Genomic DNA, 15107 nt, shown 5'->3' with positions numbered 1-15107 from the left:
TACAGCAGCGAGCCAGAGCTATTGGACCACAGAGCAACCGGCATCAGCACAGCAACACCCCTGGGAAAATCTCGCAGACCGGCTGGTCTCGCAATACGCTGAGTTCAGCTCGTGGCGAACACGAAAATACCGTGCCCATCTGCAAATTCGTCCACCTGACCATAGCTATCACTACGCTAAAGCGGCAGCACACGCCACCACCGAACAGACCGTGGACACGACCGCCCGCCAGCCTTCCAGCAAACACCTATCGGACACGTCATTCGAACGCCCGACGGACGCGTCATTCTGATTGTGCGCCACCAGGATCGGTCGATGGCAGCGAAAAGCCACGGCCGAAACGTCGGCTGTCGCTGTGTCGTTTTCCGGTCGATCGCCGCGACCGGGACGCGGGCAGCGCGCACAGATCAGCCGGACAGAGGTTGGCCGCTCAGTGTGTAGAACGCCGAATCACCGTGGGCGCGGCTGTAATCGACCTCGATCACTATTTCTTCGCCGTGGTCGGAGTCGATTCGTCGCCAGTTGGTGATGGAGATCTCCGCGGTCGCGCGGTCGACGGGATCGATGCCGTAGCGGGTCATCGCGTCGTCCCGGACACGGGTGAGCGAGGTGGGGTCGACATCAGCGAGTCGGAAACTGGGTGTGTCGGAGCTGCGGCTCGAGTCGTTGGGGGAGGTGAATCTGCCTGCGGTAGCGACTGTCCTGTGGTGGGTGCCATCGCGGGAGTACTCGAGGCCGAAGGAACCGGACAGGCTCGACCCGCTTCGGCCGAGCGTGATCGAGTTCAGCACCGCAGCGTCGGCTGCGACACCTCGGGCCGTCAAAGCCGCCCCCACCTGTTCGAGGGCCCCGGCGAGATCGTCGGCCCGCCACCACGGCGCCACCGTACCGTCGGGGAGTGCGTACATCCGGGTGTCGGAGGAGTCGCCGAACCACACCTCGGCCACCAGCGGGTGGGTGACGCCGAAGATGTCTTCGCTGTCCCGTGATATCTCCAACCGGCCAGGTTGCCGTTTCTCCTCCGGTAGTTGGGCGGCCTGTCGAGACAGCACGTCGCGCGCCGAAAAGTCGTGCAGGTCGGCGGAGGTGAAGGTATCGCGCGTCCGCAACGATGTCGCCTCCTCACGCACCTCCCAGCCGCGGGTACGGCCCTCGTATACCCGCGTCCGATCGCCGCCGAGATACACCTTCAGCTCGACATAGCTCTCGTTGGCGGTGATCTCCAGAATCGAATTCAACAAATCGGGTGCCTCGGCACGCACGTGCGCGAGCGCGTCGTCGTACCACTGCCACAGCGGGCGCTCATCGGAACCGACCGAGGACACCGCGGCGGGCAGGCTCGTCGCCACCTCACGCAGGTCCCAGAAGCCGCTGGGTGGCAACAGAATCGTCGTCCACATCGCGCCGGCAGCCACCAGTGCCGCAGGAGCCCGCAGCCGGGGCGTGCGATGCTCGGTCACCGGTGCCGAGCCCGGGGTTCCGAGCGCTTGCGCGGGAAGTGCACCGCGCCCTTCCCGAACCACCTCGGCTACCTGGGCATCGGAGAGCTTCGCACTGGCCTGAAAGCGAAACGGCACATCGCCTTCCGGGCTCGCCGTGCCGGCGACAAGCGTCGGCGAGCTGCCCATGAGCGTTGGGCTGCGGTCGAGCAGGTCCACCTCGACCGGTACGAGCTCACCGTCGGAAACTGCGCTGAGCGAACGGAAGTAGTCGCCGACGACCAGCCCTATTCCGAACAGGGAGGCGATCACCGCGACCAGCAGGAACCAACCACCGGAGTAGGCGCCGACCGCGACCCCGCCGCCGACACACACGCCACCTATCGCGGCGCGGACCATCGAATTCACCGGCGCCCCTGATGATCGGCGGGAAAGAGTACGACCCGCCGGCACTGTGGCAAAGCGTCGGGCACGAGCCAACCATACGCGCTGAGCACCGGGAACGACGGTGTCACGGTAACGTTTACCGTATGTGCTCGACGATTCGGCGACCGTGAACTCCGTGACGACGGGTTCGGACGCGGCACTGGTCACCCGCACCGAATACGTCACCGGCACGGCGCGGATGCGGCAGGTGATCGGCACCGCACTGCTGCTGGGCGCGCTACCGCTGCTGGTGGTGCTCGCGCTGCTCGGTGTAACGCCCGACATCGTCGTCGCAATCGTCGGTGCGGCGGTGACGGGTTCGCTCGGGCTTACCGTGTTCGGTGCGTCCGTGCGCCCGACGGTGCGGCTCGGACTGGCCGATGAACAGGTCATCATCGGCATCGATGCCGCGCACGCAGCGGATTCCTCGGATGTCGTCCGACCGCTCACGGAGCTCGTCGGCGTCGAACTGTCGTCCGAGGCCGCTTCGGAAACGCACGTCGCACCCGAGTATCGCGACCTTCGCGTCGAGGGCTGCCGGTTTCTGCGGTTGACCTTCGTCGACGGTGGTCCCTACCAGGTCGCGGTACACGAATCCGATCCCGTTGCCGAGGAGATCATTCGACGACTCCGCAAGGCACAACCGCAGGACGCGGTCGAAGAATCGGCCGACGATATTTCGCCGACACCGTCGAACGTCGCCGCTCCCACCGCCGACGACGCCGCCGCCGCCGAGAAAACTTCCGCCGATCGTCGTGACGCAGAACAACCGACCGACCAGAGGTGGCACACCACACCGAGCGCATCACCCGCCGCCGATATCCGACTGTGGGAAGCGTCGCGCACCACCCACCGACGGGTCCTCTCCGAATACGGCGCCTACGAACTCGATCCCACCCTCTTCCTGCGCTATCCCGGAGTCACCGACATCACCAGGGACCCGGTCATGGATTTCCACACCGCACTGGCGGAGGCGCAGGCACTCGCCACCGACACCTACCCCGAAGATGCCGCGTACGCGGGCCGCTACCGTGCGGCGGTGGATACGCTGCGGCGCACCTGGATTCGCTGCGAACGCGACGGCAAAGCCACCGGAACGAACTACCTGGACCAGAACGACCGCTGCGACCTCGACACCGCCGCCAAGCTCTACAACCACGCACAAGCCACTGATCACGCCGCCGAAAAGACCTCCTACCTGCGCAAAGCGCAGCAGATCGTCGTCGACCTCGAGGCCAGAGGTCGGGTGCATCTGCCTAGGCCCGTCGTTGCCGCGATCGAAGCTCAGGTCCGGTTGGCTCTCGAACCCGGTACGACCCGGAACTGAGCCGGCTATTTCGGCAGCGGTGCTACCCGCGCGCCAGAGCGTCGACCGGTCCACGGTTCGGAACTCCTGCGTGATCCGGCGCGACCACCAACCTGCCAGGCTGTGCATCAGTGGCTCGGGTTTCCCCATGCCTTCGGCATGTCGCTGCCGCCGGACTCCTCTGCGCATCGGTTCTGGCGCGAGCACGAAGAGCACCGCCTGGTGTACCGAGTCGAGAACGAGGTAATCCATATCCTGTCGTGCAAGCACCATTACCAATAGTGTGAATTGCCATTTCACCGGAGTAGTCCACGACAATCATCGTCGGTCGCCGCACCGAGTCTCCGCGCGCGAGGACGAAACCGTTGCGCGGGAGGGTCAGTCGCTGAGTTCCAGCAGCAGGCGGCGGCGGGCGGCGACATATTCGCCTGCGAGTCGGTCGACAACCCGCGCGGTAGGTTCGATTGCCTCGATGGCCCCGACGCCCTGGCCGGAGCCCCAGATGTCGCGCCAGGGTTTCGCACCGGTGGTCGGCTGGTCGCCGGTGCCGAAATCCATGGCCGACGGGTCGGATTCGGGCAGGTTGTCGGGGTCGTGGCCGGCGGCGGCGATGCTGGCGCGCAGGTAGTTGCCGTGGACACCGGTGAACAGGTTCGAGTAGACGATGTCGGCGGCGGTGGAGTCGACGATCATCTGCTTGTAGCGGCCGTCGGCGTTGGCTTCGTCGGTGGGGATGAACGCGGAGCCGACGTAGGCGAGGTCGGCGCCCGCGGCCTGAGCGGCGAGAATCGAACGGCCGTGCGCGATCGCGCCGGACAGCAATAGCGGGCCGTCGAACCAGGACCTGATCTCCTGCACCAGCGCGAACGGCGACTGGGTACCGGCATGGCCGCCAGCGCCCGCCGCGACGGCGATCAGACCGTCGGCGCCTTTCTCGATCGCCTTGTGCGCGTACACATTGTTGATGACGTCGTGCAGGACCACGCCGCCGTAGGAGTGCACGGCTTCGTTGACATCAGTTCGTGCACCGAGCGAGGTGATCACGATGGGCACTTGGAATTCGACGATCGTCGCGAGATCTTCCTCGAGCCGGTCGTTGCTCTTGTGCACGATCAGGTTGACCGCGAAGGGTGCGGCGGGGCTGTCCGGATGATCGGCGTCGTGTTTGGCCAGATCCTCGGTGATGCGGGTCAACCATTCGCGTAGGACAGGCTGCGGCCTGGCATTGAGCGAGGGGAATGAGCCGACCACACCGGAGATGGATTGGGCCACCACCAGTTCCGGACCGGATACGAGAAAAAGCGGCGAGGCCACGACGGGTAGTCGCAGCCGGTCGCTGAGAATGGCTGGCAGGCTCATGGGCACTTCCTGAGTGTGTCGGTGTCCGGGATCGGCGTCCCTGGCTGCCCAGGGCGTTGCGACCGATGGGTGCTCGCTGTTCGACCCGGCCGGCAGGTGGCAACCGGCTGCCGACATATTCGGTTCACTTCGCGAGCGAACGACTGATGACCAACCGTTGAATCTGGTTGGTGCCCTCGAAGATCTGGGTGATCTTGGCTTCGCGCATGTACCGCTCGACCCGAAAGTCGCGGGTGTAGCCGGAGCCGCCGAAGACCTGCACCGCATCGGTGGTGACCTTCATCGCCGCGTCGGTGGCCACGAGTTTCGCGACCGAAGCCTGCCGCGAGTAGGACAGCCCGGCATCCCTGCGTCGCGCGGCGTCGAGGTAGGTGGCTCGCGCCGAATCCACGGCGGCGGCCATGTCGGCGAGCAGGAAACCGAGGCCCTGATGGTCGATGATCTTCTTACCGAAGGTGGTGCGTTCTTTGGCGTAGGCGACGGCTTCGTCGAGCGCGGCCTGCGCCAATCCGGTTGCTACCGCGGCGATCCCGAGCCGACCGGCGTCGAGGGCGCTCAGCGCGATCTGGAGCCCCTGCCCCTCGGAACCCAGGCGGCGATCCTCGGAGACCATGGCGTGGTCGTAGTGCGCGGTGGTTGTCGGCACGGCGTGCAGACCCATTTTCTCCTCGGGCTTACCGAAGCTCAATCCGTCGAGGTCTTTCGGAACCAGGAAGCAGGAGATGCCGCGCGATCCCGCACCGGTGCGGGCGAAGACGTTGTAGAAATCGGCGACGCCACCGTGGGTGATCCACGCTTTGGTGCCGTTGATTCGGTAACCCCCTTCGACGGGGTTGGCCTTGCATGCCACTGCGGCGGCATCGGAACCAGCCTGTGGCTCGGACAGACTGTAGGCACCGATCGTGTTGCCGCCCAGCATTTCCGGAAGCCAGCGCTGCTTCTGCTCCTCGGTACCGAAGGCCAGCAGCGGATGGCAGGACAGACTGTGCACGCTGACCGCGACCGCGACCGCCGCCCAGCGCGCGGCGAGTTCCTCCAACACCTGGAGATACACCTCGTACGGTTGACCGCCACCGCCCCACTCCTCGGGGTACGGCAGGCTCAGCAGCCCGGCTTCACCCAAACGCGCGAAGACACCCTCGGGGTAGGTCTGCGCCTTTTCGTGCTCGTCGACGATCGGAGCGAGGACCTTGTCGGCGATATCGCGCGCGAGCTGGATCAGATCGCGGGCCTCATCGGTGGGCAGCAATCGTTCGACGGCCACAGGAATTCTCCGTTCAGGCTACGAAAAACAGTACTCCAGTACTCATCACAGTACTGTCACGTCGACAGTACTGCAAGAGCACTTTCAGTACTATTCGGCGTATGGATCAGCTCACTCCTGGCGGTTTCACCACTCGGCGGCGAACCGAATTGTTCGACGCCATGGTCGAGCTCTTCCTCGCCGAGGGCTTCGCCCACCTCACCCTCGATGACATCGCGGCACGACTGCGCTGCTCGAAGTCGACCCTGTACACCCTCGCGGGAAGCAAAGAGCAGCTGGTCAAAGCCGCGGCAGTGCATTTCTTCCGCAGCGCGACCGAGGACGTCGAGCAGCAGATCACCCAGATCGAAGGGGGGAGGGAACGGATCATCGCCTACCTCACCGCGGTCGGAAAAGCCCTCGGCGCGGCCTCGGATCAGTTCATGTCGGATCTCGACGCACTGGCCCCCGCACGCGAGGTCTACGAGCAGAACACCCGCATCGCGGCGCACAGAGTCGCGCAACTCATCGATGAAGGCGTCGCGAACGGCGAATTCCGGGATGTGCACGCCGCTTTCACCGCCGAGCTCACCGCGACCATGATGGCCCGCATCCAGCAGGGCGGCGTACGTGCGGCCACCGGACTCGATGACGCCGACGCCTACCGGGAGTTGGCCACCCTCCTCACCGGCGGGCTGCGCGCATAGCCTCACAGCAGCGCCTCGGCGACGGCGCGCAACCCTTCTCGCTCACGCCCCGCGAGCGGAACAGCCTGCACCAGAGCCGGAAAGCGGCTGGTTAGGGCCACTTTCCGGGTGGAGCCGCCTAGGAGAATCGAACTCCTGACCTTTCATTACGAGTGAGCCGGAAAGTATGATCCGGCGTCCGTACAGGTCCGGCTAGTCCAAGTCAGAGGCCCTTTCGTGTCCAGGTGGTACCGAACCGTTCCGGCTCGTATCTGCCCGTCTTGGCACACTGGCGGCACGCTGGAAACTGGCTCTGAACTGGCATCGCCTGGATCGTCGTCGCCAACAACCTCGCGAAGCTAGTCCCTCGTTGCGCCGACGGGCCAGATCACCGTGACCGGCATGGCTCGGTCTCTTGCCGCTGCCACTACGTCGGCGGTCCCGCCGTAACCGCGTGCTGGCTGGCCGTCCCAAACGGCGAGCAGTTCGTCGGCTTCCTCCAGCATGCGCACGCTACCCGCCTGGTGGGCTTCGGAATCGGACTCTTCCCGATCGAGCGCGATCACTTCCGATGCAGCGGAATATAATTCGTCGTATACCAGATGATGTTCAGTTGGTAGCCCCTCACGGTATCTGCGGGACGGGACGACGACGACGAGTGAGCCGCCGAGTTCGAGGACGGCGCATGCGAACAACGAATCCGGCCCATCGGCAATAAGACTCACCCCTACCAAGTCGGCGCCGACGCGCTTGACTACCTCGGTGCGAATCTCAACCCCAACCCGCGTCGTGGTCTCAGGAGGAAGCCCCCGATGTCCTGTGATCGCAATCCGCGTCATAGATCGTCCCGTCTGTACAGCGTGGCCAGTGCATCATCAAGGGGTCGAGCCTCGACAGTCTGCGTCGGCAGACTGGCTCGGAAGTTTCGAGCCAGCCTCGTAATTCGCTCGCTGCGGTACGTCAATCCGACAGCCAACGCGTCGGAGGCGAGTGCACACCCGCCTTCGATATCGCCACTCCGCGCCAAGGCGTGGGCGTGTTCGACGTGCGCCAGTGCGCGCGGCTTGGCGGCAATCAGTGTCGGTTCGGCGACAGCGAACGCTTCTCGCGCCATGCGATGTTCGCCGAGCCGGGCAAGCGTGCTGGCCTCGTAACGCGCCGCTTTCGGCCCGTCGAATACGAATACCCACGGCCACCGTGGTTCGCCCCGTTGTCGGTTCGCCAAGCGCTCGGCCCGACGCAATGATGCAAGGGCGCTAGTTCGATCGCCGGTTGCCGCGTGCGCGACCGCGAGCAACGACGCCAGCCACGCACCAGCACTGTCGGGCACATCGGTACCCATCTGACCCGCCGCGGTGCGGAGCATCGCAAGTCCGGCGCGTCCGTCTCCTGCCTCGACGGCGTAATGCCCGAGAGATGCCGTCATGTATGCGGCCAGTAACGGGTGATGAGTGCGCTCGGCGAACGAGATCGCCTCTCCGTAGCGCTTGCGGGCGGTCGAGTCATCGGCTCGATCGACGGCCAGCCACGCGGAGAGGCCGGCCACTTCGGACAACACGCGGAATCCACTGGAAGTGCGGAACCGATCGCGCACAACTCCGGCGACAAGAGCTAGCTGTGCCTCAACAGCAGGGAATAGCCGATCGGATGGCACCGAGGACTCCATGCGCCGGTAGTGCGTGGTCGGCCCGGCCATTGCCTCGATCATTTCAGGATCTGACGGTGCGGCATTCGCCAGCACCGCACCCGAACCCACGGTCAGTGCAGTGGTTTGAAGGAACTGCTTGCGATTCACGTCGTCGTCATCCGACGGTTCTCGATGCCGGACAAACCCGAGTTCGACATCGGTCGCGATGTTCAATACCGCTCGCAGTGCTGCCCGATAGTATGCTCGTGGCCACGTAGTTTCGCCTCGCTCCCACTTACCGACGTGCCGTTCATCGACAGCACCTCGCTTGTTGGTCGCCCGAAAAACATGGTCGTTGACCGCATTCGCCAGCTCTTGGCGCGTCATCGAATGGCCAGGCGATCCGGGCGACTCCACTCGCAACCGAGCCTCTATGAGCTGATCGTTTCGTCCGGTCACGGATTTATCGGCCTCTCTGCTGGACCTACCCCGAGCGTAGGTGCCCAATCGTTGCGGCGGGCACCAATTCCCATCGCTTTCCCACAACTCGCCCCATCACGTGCCGTCGCACCGTCGCATCGTTCCAGAGAACGTTGACCCACGCCCGACGCCGGGCTGAACCCCGCTTCCCCGGCGTCGGGGGTAACCAGTCGGCGGGGACAGCAGGGGTGAACGTGAGCGAACTCGAGATAACCGTGATCGTCGTTGTCGGAACGCTGGCACTACTCGGCGTCGTGTTCTGGTTGCTGCCGTGGCTACTTGATCGGCCAGTGCAGGTGCCCGGCGCGGTGTCGGTCAGCGAGCTTCTGGAGCGGGAATGCCATTCGGCGCCGAAGGTTCCCTACACCGTCGAGCAGGCTCACCGCGTGATGCAACTGCGCATCGACTGTGACACCGCTACATGTCCGGCGAAGTACGCGGCATTCTGGACGGTGGTCGACGCTGGGCATGCGACACCGGACCCACGAGTGGTGCGGTGAGCGACGACGAACCGTTCGTCGCGGTGGGTTACATGCGCGCCGACCTGTCTGGCGAGACGCGGCAGTGGGACGCGAAACGGATGTACGCGTTGGCAACCCGCTACGGCTACGACATGGCGTTGATCGTTACCCACACGGAGAGCACGCCGAACCGCGCTGCGCACTTGCTCGACCTGGTGCGCCGGATGAACGCCGCAGCCGTGTTCCTGCCGACGCTCGAACACCTACCCGCATCGGTGGTGCGAACACTGCTCGCCGAAGTCGACGGCGTGACGACGCTGCGACCACAGCAGACGTTCCAGCGGTACGCAATCCCGGAAGGCACCTAATGACCACGAACGCGATCGGACTGATCAACACGCAGGTGTACGGCGATCAGCAGGCTCACGACGAGCAAGTGACTCAAGAGCTCGCCGCAGCGCGCGGCTACCAGTTCGCCGGGGTGCTCACGATCACCGCGGATACCTACATGCCGACGACGCTGATAGTGCACACCACATCCAGCAAGGGTGCCACCGCGATTGTTGCGCCGAGCCCCGAGCACTTCGGCCCGGCCGCGCACGCGGTAGCGCTAGCGTGCCTGCTGGAAACTCCCACGGTCGTGGTCCCGTGCACCGCCGGGCGAGGCCGCTGAACGCACCACCGTCGAGCTGCGTCGTTGTCGATCTACAGCGACGCACAACCGAGGACTTGAAGGCTGCGGGAACCGCGCTGTTCGGCTGAGTGAGCAAGCAAATCCCCCGCTGGTTGGCACACTGAGCGCGCCAACCCGCGCGGGTGAGGCACTGAAAGTGCCTCTGGCCTGGAGCCGCCTAGGAGAATCGAACTCCTGACCTTTTCATTACGAGTGAAGCGCTCTACCGACTGAGCTAAGGCGGCGTGCCTTTCGGCTTGGCGAGTCTATCGCCTCGCGCACGGATCGCGAAAACGGGTGGTCGTGGTGACGTGGCTGCCTCGCATAGGTCGTCGTGCAAGGCGGGGTCGGTAGTCGTTGACGTGGCGGAGCCACGACAGGCAGATGGGCAACATCGAGTACCTGCACGACTGCCGTCGGCGATTTGTCGGCGCGAGGTCGCCGTGGCGTTGAGCCGCATCGGCGTCTCCGCGCTCAGCTCAGCGTATTGAACTTCGCCAAGCGCCAGCGCACAAACCCGCTCATACGGACGAGAACATCGTCACCGCCGAGATTTGTGCGTTGCCGAACAAGCCAGGACGCCGCTCGGAGAACTGGCCGGGCCCAACCGGCTCCCGCAGGATCGGCGAACAGATCGCGTTGGCGAGCATCTCTCTTGAACGCCAGGGCTCCGTCAGCTGGCGTGTGCGGCAATGAGAGAAGCCGCCAAAGCCGCTAGGGCGAAACGCGGCTTGACGTTCGTGTCGAGGGCCTCGCGGCAGGCAAGGACAGCGTCTATCGAGCGGAGTAGGCCCTCGGGAGGGACGTCGGTCGCCAACTCGTGAATCTCGTCGACCAGGTCGGGGTGGGTGAGAGCGACGCCGGTGCCTCGGCCTGCCGCGCCGAAGCGGACGGCCAAAGCGTCGCGGTATACGCCGGCGACGTCGATGAGTGCGCGGTCGAGGGCGTCGCGGCCGGTGCGGGTGGCGCGGGACTTCTGGCGGCGTTCGAGGTCCTTGAGGACACCGGCCGAACCTCGAGTGGCACCGGCGGAGCCCTTTCCGGTACCGCCAGCGCCGAGTGCCGTGGACAGCTCGTCGCGTTCACGTTCGTCGCGGGCGGCGCTCATCTCCTTGGCCTCGTCGTCGGCGGCCTTCACCAACTGATCCGCGGCCGCGTACGCGGCACCGGGTCGCGCGGCGGCCGACACCAGGGCGAGCGCACGTTGCCGGTGCGCGCGCGCTTGTTCGTCGGTGGCCAGGCGACGAGCGCGGCCGACGTGCCCGCCGCTGATCGAAGCCGCCCAATTCGCGGTCTTCTCGTCGAGTTGGTCGCGTTCACGCAATACCCGCGCGATCGCGGGCACCGACGGGGTCACCAAATGCACGTGGCGGCAGCGCGAACGCAGCGTGATCGAGATGTCTTCGGGATCCACCGACGGCGCGCACAACAGAAACACTGTGCGATCCGGCGGTTCCTCGACCACCTTCAGCAGCACATTGCCCGCGGCCTCGGTCAAACGGTCGGCGTCCTCGATCACCACCACCTGCCACCGCCCCGTGCTCGGCCTGCGGGAGGCCACCTGCACGATCGCGCGCATCTCCTTGGTGCTGATGCTGAGGCCCTCGGGAATCACACGACGCACATCGCCGTGGGTACCCGCCATGGTGGTGGTGCACGCGTGGCATCGACCGCACCCCGGTGTGCCGGGGTCGGTGCATTGCAGTGCCGCCGCGAAGCACAGTGCCGCAACGGATCTGCCCGATCCTGGCGGCCCGGTGAACAGCCAAGAATGCGTCATCGCACCCTCGATGACGTCCGCGCGCGCCGCGATCGAGGCAGCCGTCAACTCCGACTCGACCGTCTCTTGGCCGACCAACCGATCGAAGACACCTGCCACGCGCTCCACCTTAGCGACCGCCACCGACACCGATTACCCACGACGCCACACCTACTCCACCCAGCGAACTGCGCGATCACCACGGCGGGGTGTGGTGTGGGTTTGCACTCCAGCGGTGGCGTCGAGCAGTTCGCCGGGCGGACTTTCCAGCAGCGCGAGCACGCCTGAGCTCGGGATCATCGAAGCGACCATTGAGACCAGAGACCATTTGAATTCGATGACCGCGAGTCCTTCGTTGTCGACCGCGCGACCCGTGCGTCCATGTGCAGCGCGAACATGACTGCGGACCCGGTGTTCCTGCTCACTCGGCGCCCAGTCGGCGAACCGTTTTCCGGCAGCCAGCGCTGTTGACCCGCCGATCAGGATTTGCCGATACCGGACTTCGACGCCGCCGCCTTCTGCGCTGCCGTCTTCTTACCAACGGTCTTCGTGGTAGTCGACTTGGTCGCGGTCTTCTTCGCCGTCGTCTTCTTCGCCGCCGTCTTGCTCGCGGTCGCCTTCTTCGCCGCGGCCTTCTTCGCGGGCGCCTTCTTGGCCGCCGACTTCTTGGCGGCCTTCTTCACCGGCCCGCGCGCCCTGCGATCGGCGAGCAGTTCCATGGCACGTTCGGGGGTGACCGATTCGATCTCGTCGCCCTTGCGCAGCGTCGCGTTGGTTTCGCCGTCGGTGACGTAGGGACCGAAACGTCCGTCCTTGATCACCATCGGCTTCCCGCTCGCCGAATCCTCGCCCAACTCACGCAACGGCGCCGCGGCCGACGCCTGGCGCCCACGGCGTTTCGGCTCCGCGTAGATCTTCAACGCCTCGTCGAGCGTGATGCCGAAGATCTGCTCCTCGCCGGTCAACGAGCGAGAATCGGTGCCCTTCTTCAGATATGGGCCGTAGCGGCCGTTCTGCGCGGTGATCTCGTCGCCGGAAGTCGGGTCGGTACCGACCACCCGAGGCAACGAGAGCAGCCGCAACGCGTCCTCGAGGGTGATGCTCGCCAGATCCATCGACTTGAACAACGAACCGGTCCTCGGCTTCGGGGCGGTGGACTTCTTGGCCGTCTTCTTCGCCGGCGGCTTGCCCTCTTCCTCGGGAGGCTTGGGCAGCACCTCGGTGACGTACGGGCCGAAACGCCCTTCCTTGGCAACGATTTCGTGCCCTGATACCGGATCGGTCCCCAGCGAACGACCCTCCTGCGGCGTGGAGAACAGCTTCTCCGCGACCTCGGGGGTCAGCTCGTCGGGCGGGAGATCGTCGGGCAGGTTCGCCCGCTGCGAAATCGAATCCCCTTCGGGGTCATCGGGATTGATGACCATCCGCTCCAGATACGGCCCGTACCGGCCGACCCGGACAACAACGTCGCGACCCTCGGAATCGCTGAACATCTTGATGGAGTTGATCTCTCGCGCGTCGATGCCGTCGAGGCGATCCCCGACCATCCGCTTGAGACCACCCGACCGCGCGACCGAACCCTCTGCGCCGTGATCGCCACCGAAGTAGAAGCTGGACAACCAGTTTCCGCGCTGCTCACGACCACCGGCGATGGCGTCGAGATCATCTTCCATCCCGGCGGTGAAGTCGAAGTCGACCAGGCGGCCGAAATGCACCTCCAGCAAACCGATTACGGCGAACGCCACCCACGACGGCACCAACGCGTTGCCACGTTTGTACACATAGCCGCGGTCGAGAATCGTCTTGATGATCGACGAGTAGGTCGAAGGGCGGCCGATGCCGAGTTCTTCGAGCGTCTTGATCAACGACGCCTCGGTATAGCGTGCGGGCGGATTCGTGCTGTGCCCATCGGGATTCAGCTCGACGGCGGTGACGCCCTCGCCCTCCGACAATGCGGGCAGTCTCGACTCCGCGTCATCGGACTGGCCGCCCGCCTCCTCGTCGACACTTTCCACATAGGCCTTGAGGAAGCCGGGGAAGGTGATCGTGCGACCGGAGGCGGAGAACACACACTCCTCGCCGGTCCCCGCGACGCCGGTGATGCGCAAGGTCAGCGTGGTTCCCTTGGCGTCGGCCATCTGCGAGGCGACGGTGCGCTGCCAGATCAGTTCGTAGAGCCGGAACTCGTCGTTGTCCAGCCGGGCGTGCAACTGACCTGGCGTCGCGAAACTGTCACCCGCGGGACGGATCGCCTCGTGTGCCTCCTGCGCGTTCTTCACCTTGCGGTTGTACTGACGCGCCGAAGGGTGCACGTACTCCGTGCCGTAGAGCTGAGTGGCTTGCGTGCGTGCCGCGTTGATCGCCGACTGCGACAACGTGGTCGAGTCGGTACGCATGTAGGTGATGTAGCCGTTCTCGTACAACCGCTGCGCGACCCGCATCGTGCGCTCGGAGGTGAATCGAAGCTTGCGCCCCGCCTCCTGCTGCAACGTCGAGGTCATGAACGGCGGATACGGCTTACGCGTATAGGGTTTGGCCTCCGCGGAGGAGACGACGAGATCTGCGCCGTCCAAGGATTCGGCAAGCCGTCGCGCCCGACCCTCGTCGAGAACGACGACACCACCGTCACCCTTGAGCTGGCCGTCGGAGCCGAAGTCGCGACCGCTGGCCACCCTGGCGCCGTCGACATTCACCAGCCGCGCGCCGAAGGTCCTCGGATTGGCGGACTCCGCGTTCGGGTCGCTGCCCGCGTCGAGCTTCGCGGCGATATCCCAGTACTCGGCGGAGCGGAACGCCATGCGCTCACGCTCACGGCGCACAACCACCCTGGTGGCGACCGACTGCACGCGACCGGCAGACAGCCGAGGCATCACCTTTTTCCACAGCACGGGACTGACTTCGTAGCCGTAGAGCCGGTCGAGGATGCGTCGGGTCTCCTGCGCGTCGACCAGGTCGTTGTCGAGCTCCCTGGTGTCGGCGGCGGCCGCGAGGATCGCGGGCTCGGTGATCTCGTGGAACACCATCCGCCGCACCGGGACCTTCGGCTTCAGCGTCTCGAGCAGGTGCCAGGCGATGGCCTCGCCCTCGCGGTCGGGGTCAGTGGCGAGGTAGAGCTCATCGGCGTCGAGCAACAGGCTCTTCAGCTCGGAAACCTTGGCCTTCTTATCCGGGCTCACCACATAGATCGGCTCGAAGTCGTTGTCGACGTCGACACCGAGGCGTGCCCACGACTGCCCCTTGTACTTGGCGGGGACATCCGCCGCGCCGCGTGGCAGGTCACGAATATGTCCTACCGACGCCTCGACGACGTAGTTGCGCCCCAGGTAGGGCGCGATCTTACGAGCCTTGGTAGGGGACTCGACGATCACGAGACGACGCAGGGGACGGCCCTGGTCGGCTGCACCGCGGTCTCGTGTTGCCACCGGCGAATACACCTTTCCTTTCGATCCGCGCGGCGCTTTTCGCACTGTGCGCGGCTGGGGCAAGCAGCGGCTACGGCTGGGCGTTGCCACCAGACACGTTTATACCCTGACGCCTGTATGCGGCCGAGTGCTTGCGACTCGAACCACAGAGCGTACGCGCGTCACCGCGAATCAGTATGCCCTCTTTTTTCACCGCGCCGGTCGCGCGGCATGTTCGGAGGAAGCG

General features: G+C 65.3%; 14 protein-coding genes, 1 tRNA gene and 1 pseudogene. 6 read left to right on the top strand and 10 right to left on the bottom strand.

What is annotated here, in order from left to right:
* Positions 1–407: 407 nt before the first annotated feature.
* The gene (locus tag ABEA50_RS07680; protein ID WP_345494349.1) at positions 408–1847 is read right to left on the bottom strand and encodes a hypothetical protein; all 1440 of its coding nucleotides are present in this window, start codon (positions 1845–1847) and stop codon (positions 408–410) included.
* A 154-nt stretch (positions 1848–2001) separates the two neighbouring features.
* Between ABEA50_RS07680 and ABEA50_RS07675 the strand changes: the two genes are divergently transcribed.
* A complete protein-coding gene (locus ABEA50_RS07675; RefSeq protein WP_345494734.1) occupies positions 2002–3192 on the top strand; it encodes a hypothetical protein in 1191 nt (396 codons plus the stop codon).
* Positions 3193–3255: 63 nt separating this feature from the next.
* Here the strand turns inward: ABEA50_RS07675 and ABEA50_RS07670 are convergent.
* Positions 3256–3321, bottom strand: a pseudogene (locus ABEA50_RS07670) (type II toxin-antitoxin system YoeB family toxin); the annotation flags it as partial.
* A gap of 9 nt (positions 3322–3330) precedes the next feature.
* On the opposite strand from ABEA50_RS07670, the gene ABEA50_RS30910 reads away from it, so the two are divergent.
* Positions 3331–3453 carry a type II toxin-antitoxin system YoeB family toxin gene (locus ABEA50_RS30910; RefSeq protein ID WP_425577575.1) on the top strand — a complete coding sequence of 41 codons (123 nt, stop codon included), beginning with the start codon at positions 3331–3333 and terminating at the stop codon, positions 3451–3453.
* A 96-nt stretch (positions 3454–3549) separates the two neighbouring features.
* Here the strand turns inward: ABEA50_RS30910 and ABEA50_RS07665 are convergent, their stop codons facing one another.
* Together ABEA50_RS07665 and ABEA50_RS07660 are read right to left on the bottom strand one after the other, a co-directional pair.
* Positions 3550–4530, bottom strand: coding sequence for an NAD(P)H-dependent flavin oxidoreductase (locus tag ABEA50_RS07665; RefSeq protein WP_345494348.1), 981 nt, complete (start codon positions 4528–4530; stop codon positions 3550–3552).
* Positions 4531–4654: 124 nt separating this feature from the next.
* Positions 4655–5794 (bottom strand): acyl-CoA dehydrogenase family protein, encoded by a 1140-nt coding sequence (locus ABEA50_RS07660; protein WP_345494347.1) that lies wholly within the window; start codon positions 5792–5794, stop codon positions 4655–4657.
* Positions 5795–5895: 101 nt separating this feature from the next.
* On the opposite strand from ABEA50_RS07660, the gene ABEA50_RS07655 reads away from it, so the two are divergent.
* The gene (locus tag ABEA50_RS07655; RefSeq protein WP_345494346.1) at positions 5896–6480 is read left to right on the top strand and encodes a TetR/AcrR family transcriptional regulator; all 585 of its coding nucleotides are present in this window, start codon (positions 5896–5898) and stop codon (positions 6478–6480) included.
* Positions 6481–6818: 338 nt separating this feature from the next.
* On the opposite strand, the gene ABEA50_RS07650 is transcribed toward ABEA50_RS07655, so the two are convergent.
* Both ABEA50_RS07650 and ABEA50_RS07645 read right to left on the bottom strand, forming a co-directional pair.
* Positions 6819–7184 carry a hypothetical protein gene (locus ABEA50_RS07650; protein WP_345494345.1) on the bottom strand — a complete coding sequence of 122 codons (366 nt, stop codon included), beginning with the start codon at positions 7182–7184 and terminating at the stop codon, positions 6819–6821.
* Positions 7185–7294: 110 nt separating this feature from the next.
* Positions 7295–8167: a tetratricopeptide repeat protein gene (locus tag ABEA50_RS07645; protein ID WP_345494344.1), complete on the bottom strand. Its 873-nt coding sequence runs from the start codon at positions 8165–8167 to the stop codon at positions 7295–7297.
* 593 nt (positions 8168–8760) lie between these two features.
* Between ABEA50_RS07645 and ABEA50_RS07640 the strand changes: the two genes are divergently transcribed.
* Genes ABEA50_RS07640 through ABEA50_RS07630 form a run of 3 tightly spaced genes read left to right on the top strand, consistent with a single transcriptional unit; the run spans position 8761 to position 9700 of the window.
* Positions 8761–9066 carry a hypothetical protein gene (locus tag ABEA50_RS07640; protein WP_345494343.1) on the top strand — a complete coding sequence of 102 codons (306 nt, stop codon included), beginning with the start codon at positions 8761–8763 and terminating at the stop codon, positions 9064–9066.
* Positions 9063–9395, top strand: coding sequence for a hypothetical protein (locus tag ABEA50_RS07635; protein WP_345494342.1), 333 nt, complete (start codon positions 9063–9065; stop codon positions 9393–9395). The genes ABEA50_RS07640 and ABEA50_RS07635 overlap by 4 nt, the downstream gene beginning before the upstream one ends.
* Positions 9395–9700 carry a hypothetical protein gene (locus ABEA50_RS07630; protein WP_345494341.1) on the top strand — a complete coding sequence of 102 codons (306 nt, stop codon included), beginning with the start codon at positions 9395–9397 and terminating at the stop codon, positions 9698–9700. Before ABEA50_RS07635 ends, ABEA50_RS07630 begins: the two co-directional genes overlap by 1 nt.
* Before the next feature lie 169 nt (positions 9701–9869).
* Here the strand turns inward: ABEA50_RS07630 and ABEA50_RS07625 are convergent.
* The 4 genes from ABEA50_RS07625 to topA all read right to left on the bottom strand — a co-directional run bounded on the left by ABEA50_RS07625 (position 9870) and on the right by topA (position 14881).
* Positions 9870–9945, bottom strand: a tRNA-Thr gene (locus ABEA50_RS07625).
* Between the two features lie 428 nt (positions 9946–10373).
* Positions 10374–11579 (bottom strand): DNA polymerase III subunit delta', encoded by a 1206-nt coding sequence (locus tag ABEA50_RS07620; RefSeq protein WP_345494340.1) that lies wholly within the window; start codon positions 11577–11579, stop codon positions 10374–10376.
* 51 nt (positions 11580–11630) lie between these two features.
* On the bottom strand, positions 11631–11759 hold the full coding sequence (locus ABEA50_RS07615) for a hypothetical protein (RefSeq protein WP_345494339.1): 129 nt from the start codon (positions 11757–11759) through the stop codon (positions 11631–11633).
* Between the two features lie 179 nt (positions 11760–11938).
* Complete coding sequence (topA, locus tag ABEA50_RS07610) at positions 11939–14881, bottom strand: type I DNA topoisomerase (RefSeq protein ID WP_425577545.1); 2943 nt, start codon at positions 14879–14881, stop codon at positions 11939–11941.
* Positions 14882–15107 lie beyond the last annotated feature (226 nt).

This window comes from Nocardia callitridis (assembly GCF_039543305.1).
Taxonomy (GTDB): Bacteria; Actinomycetota; Actinomycetes; order Mycobacteriales; family Mycobacteriaceae; genus Nocardia; species Nocardia callitridis.
The sequence above is the reverse complement of the archived record's forward strand: the minus strand, read 5'-3'. Positions and strand labels throughout refer to the sequence as shown.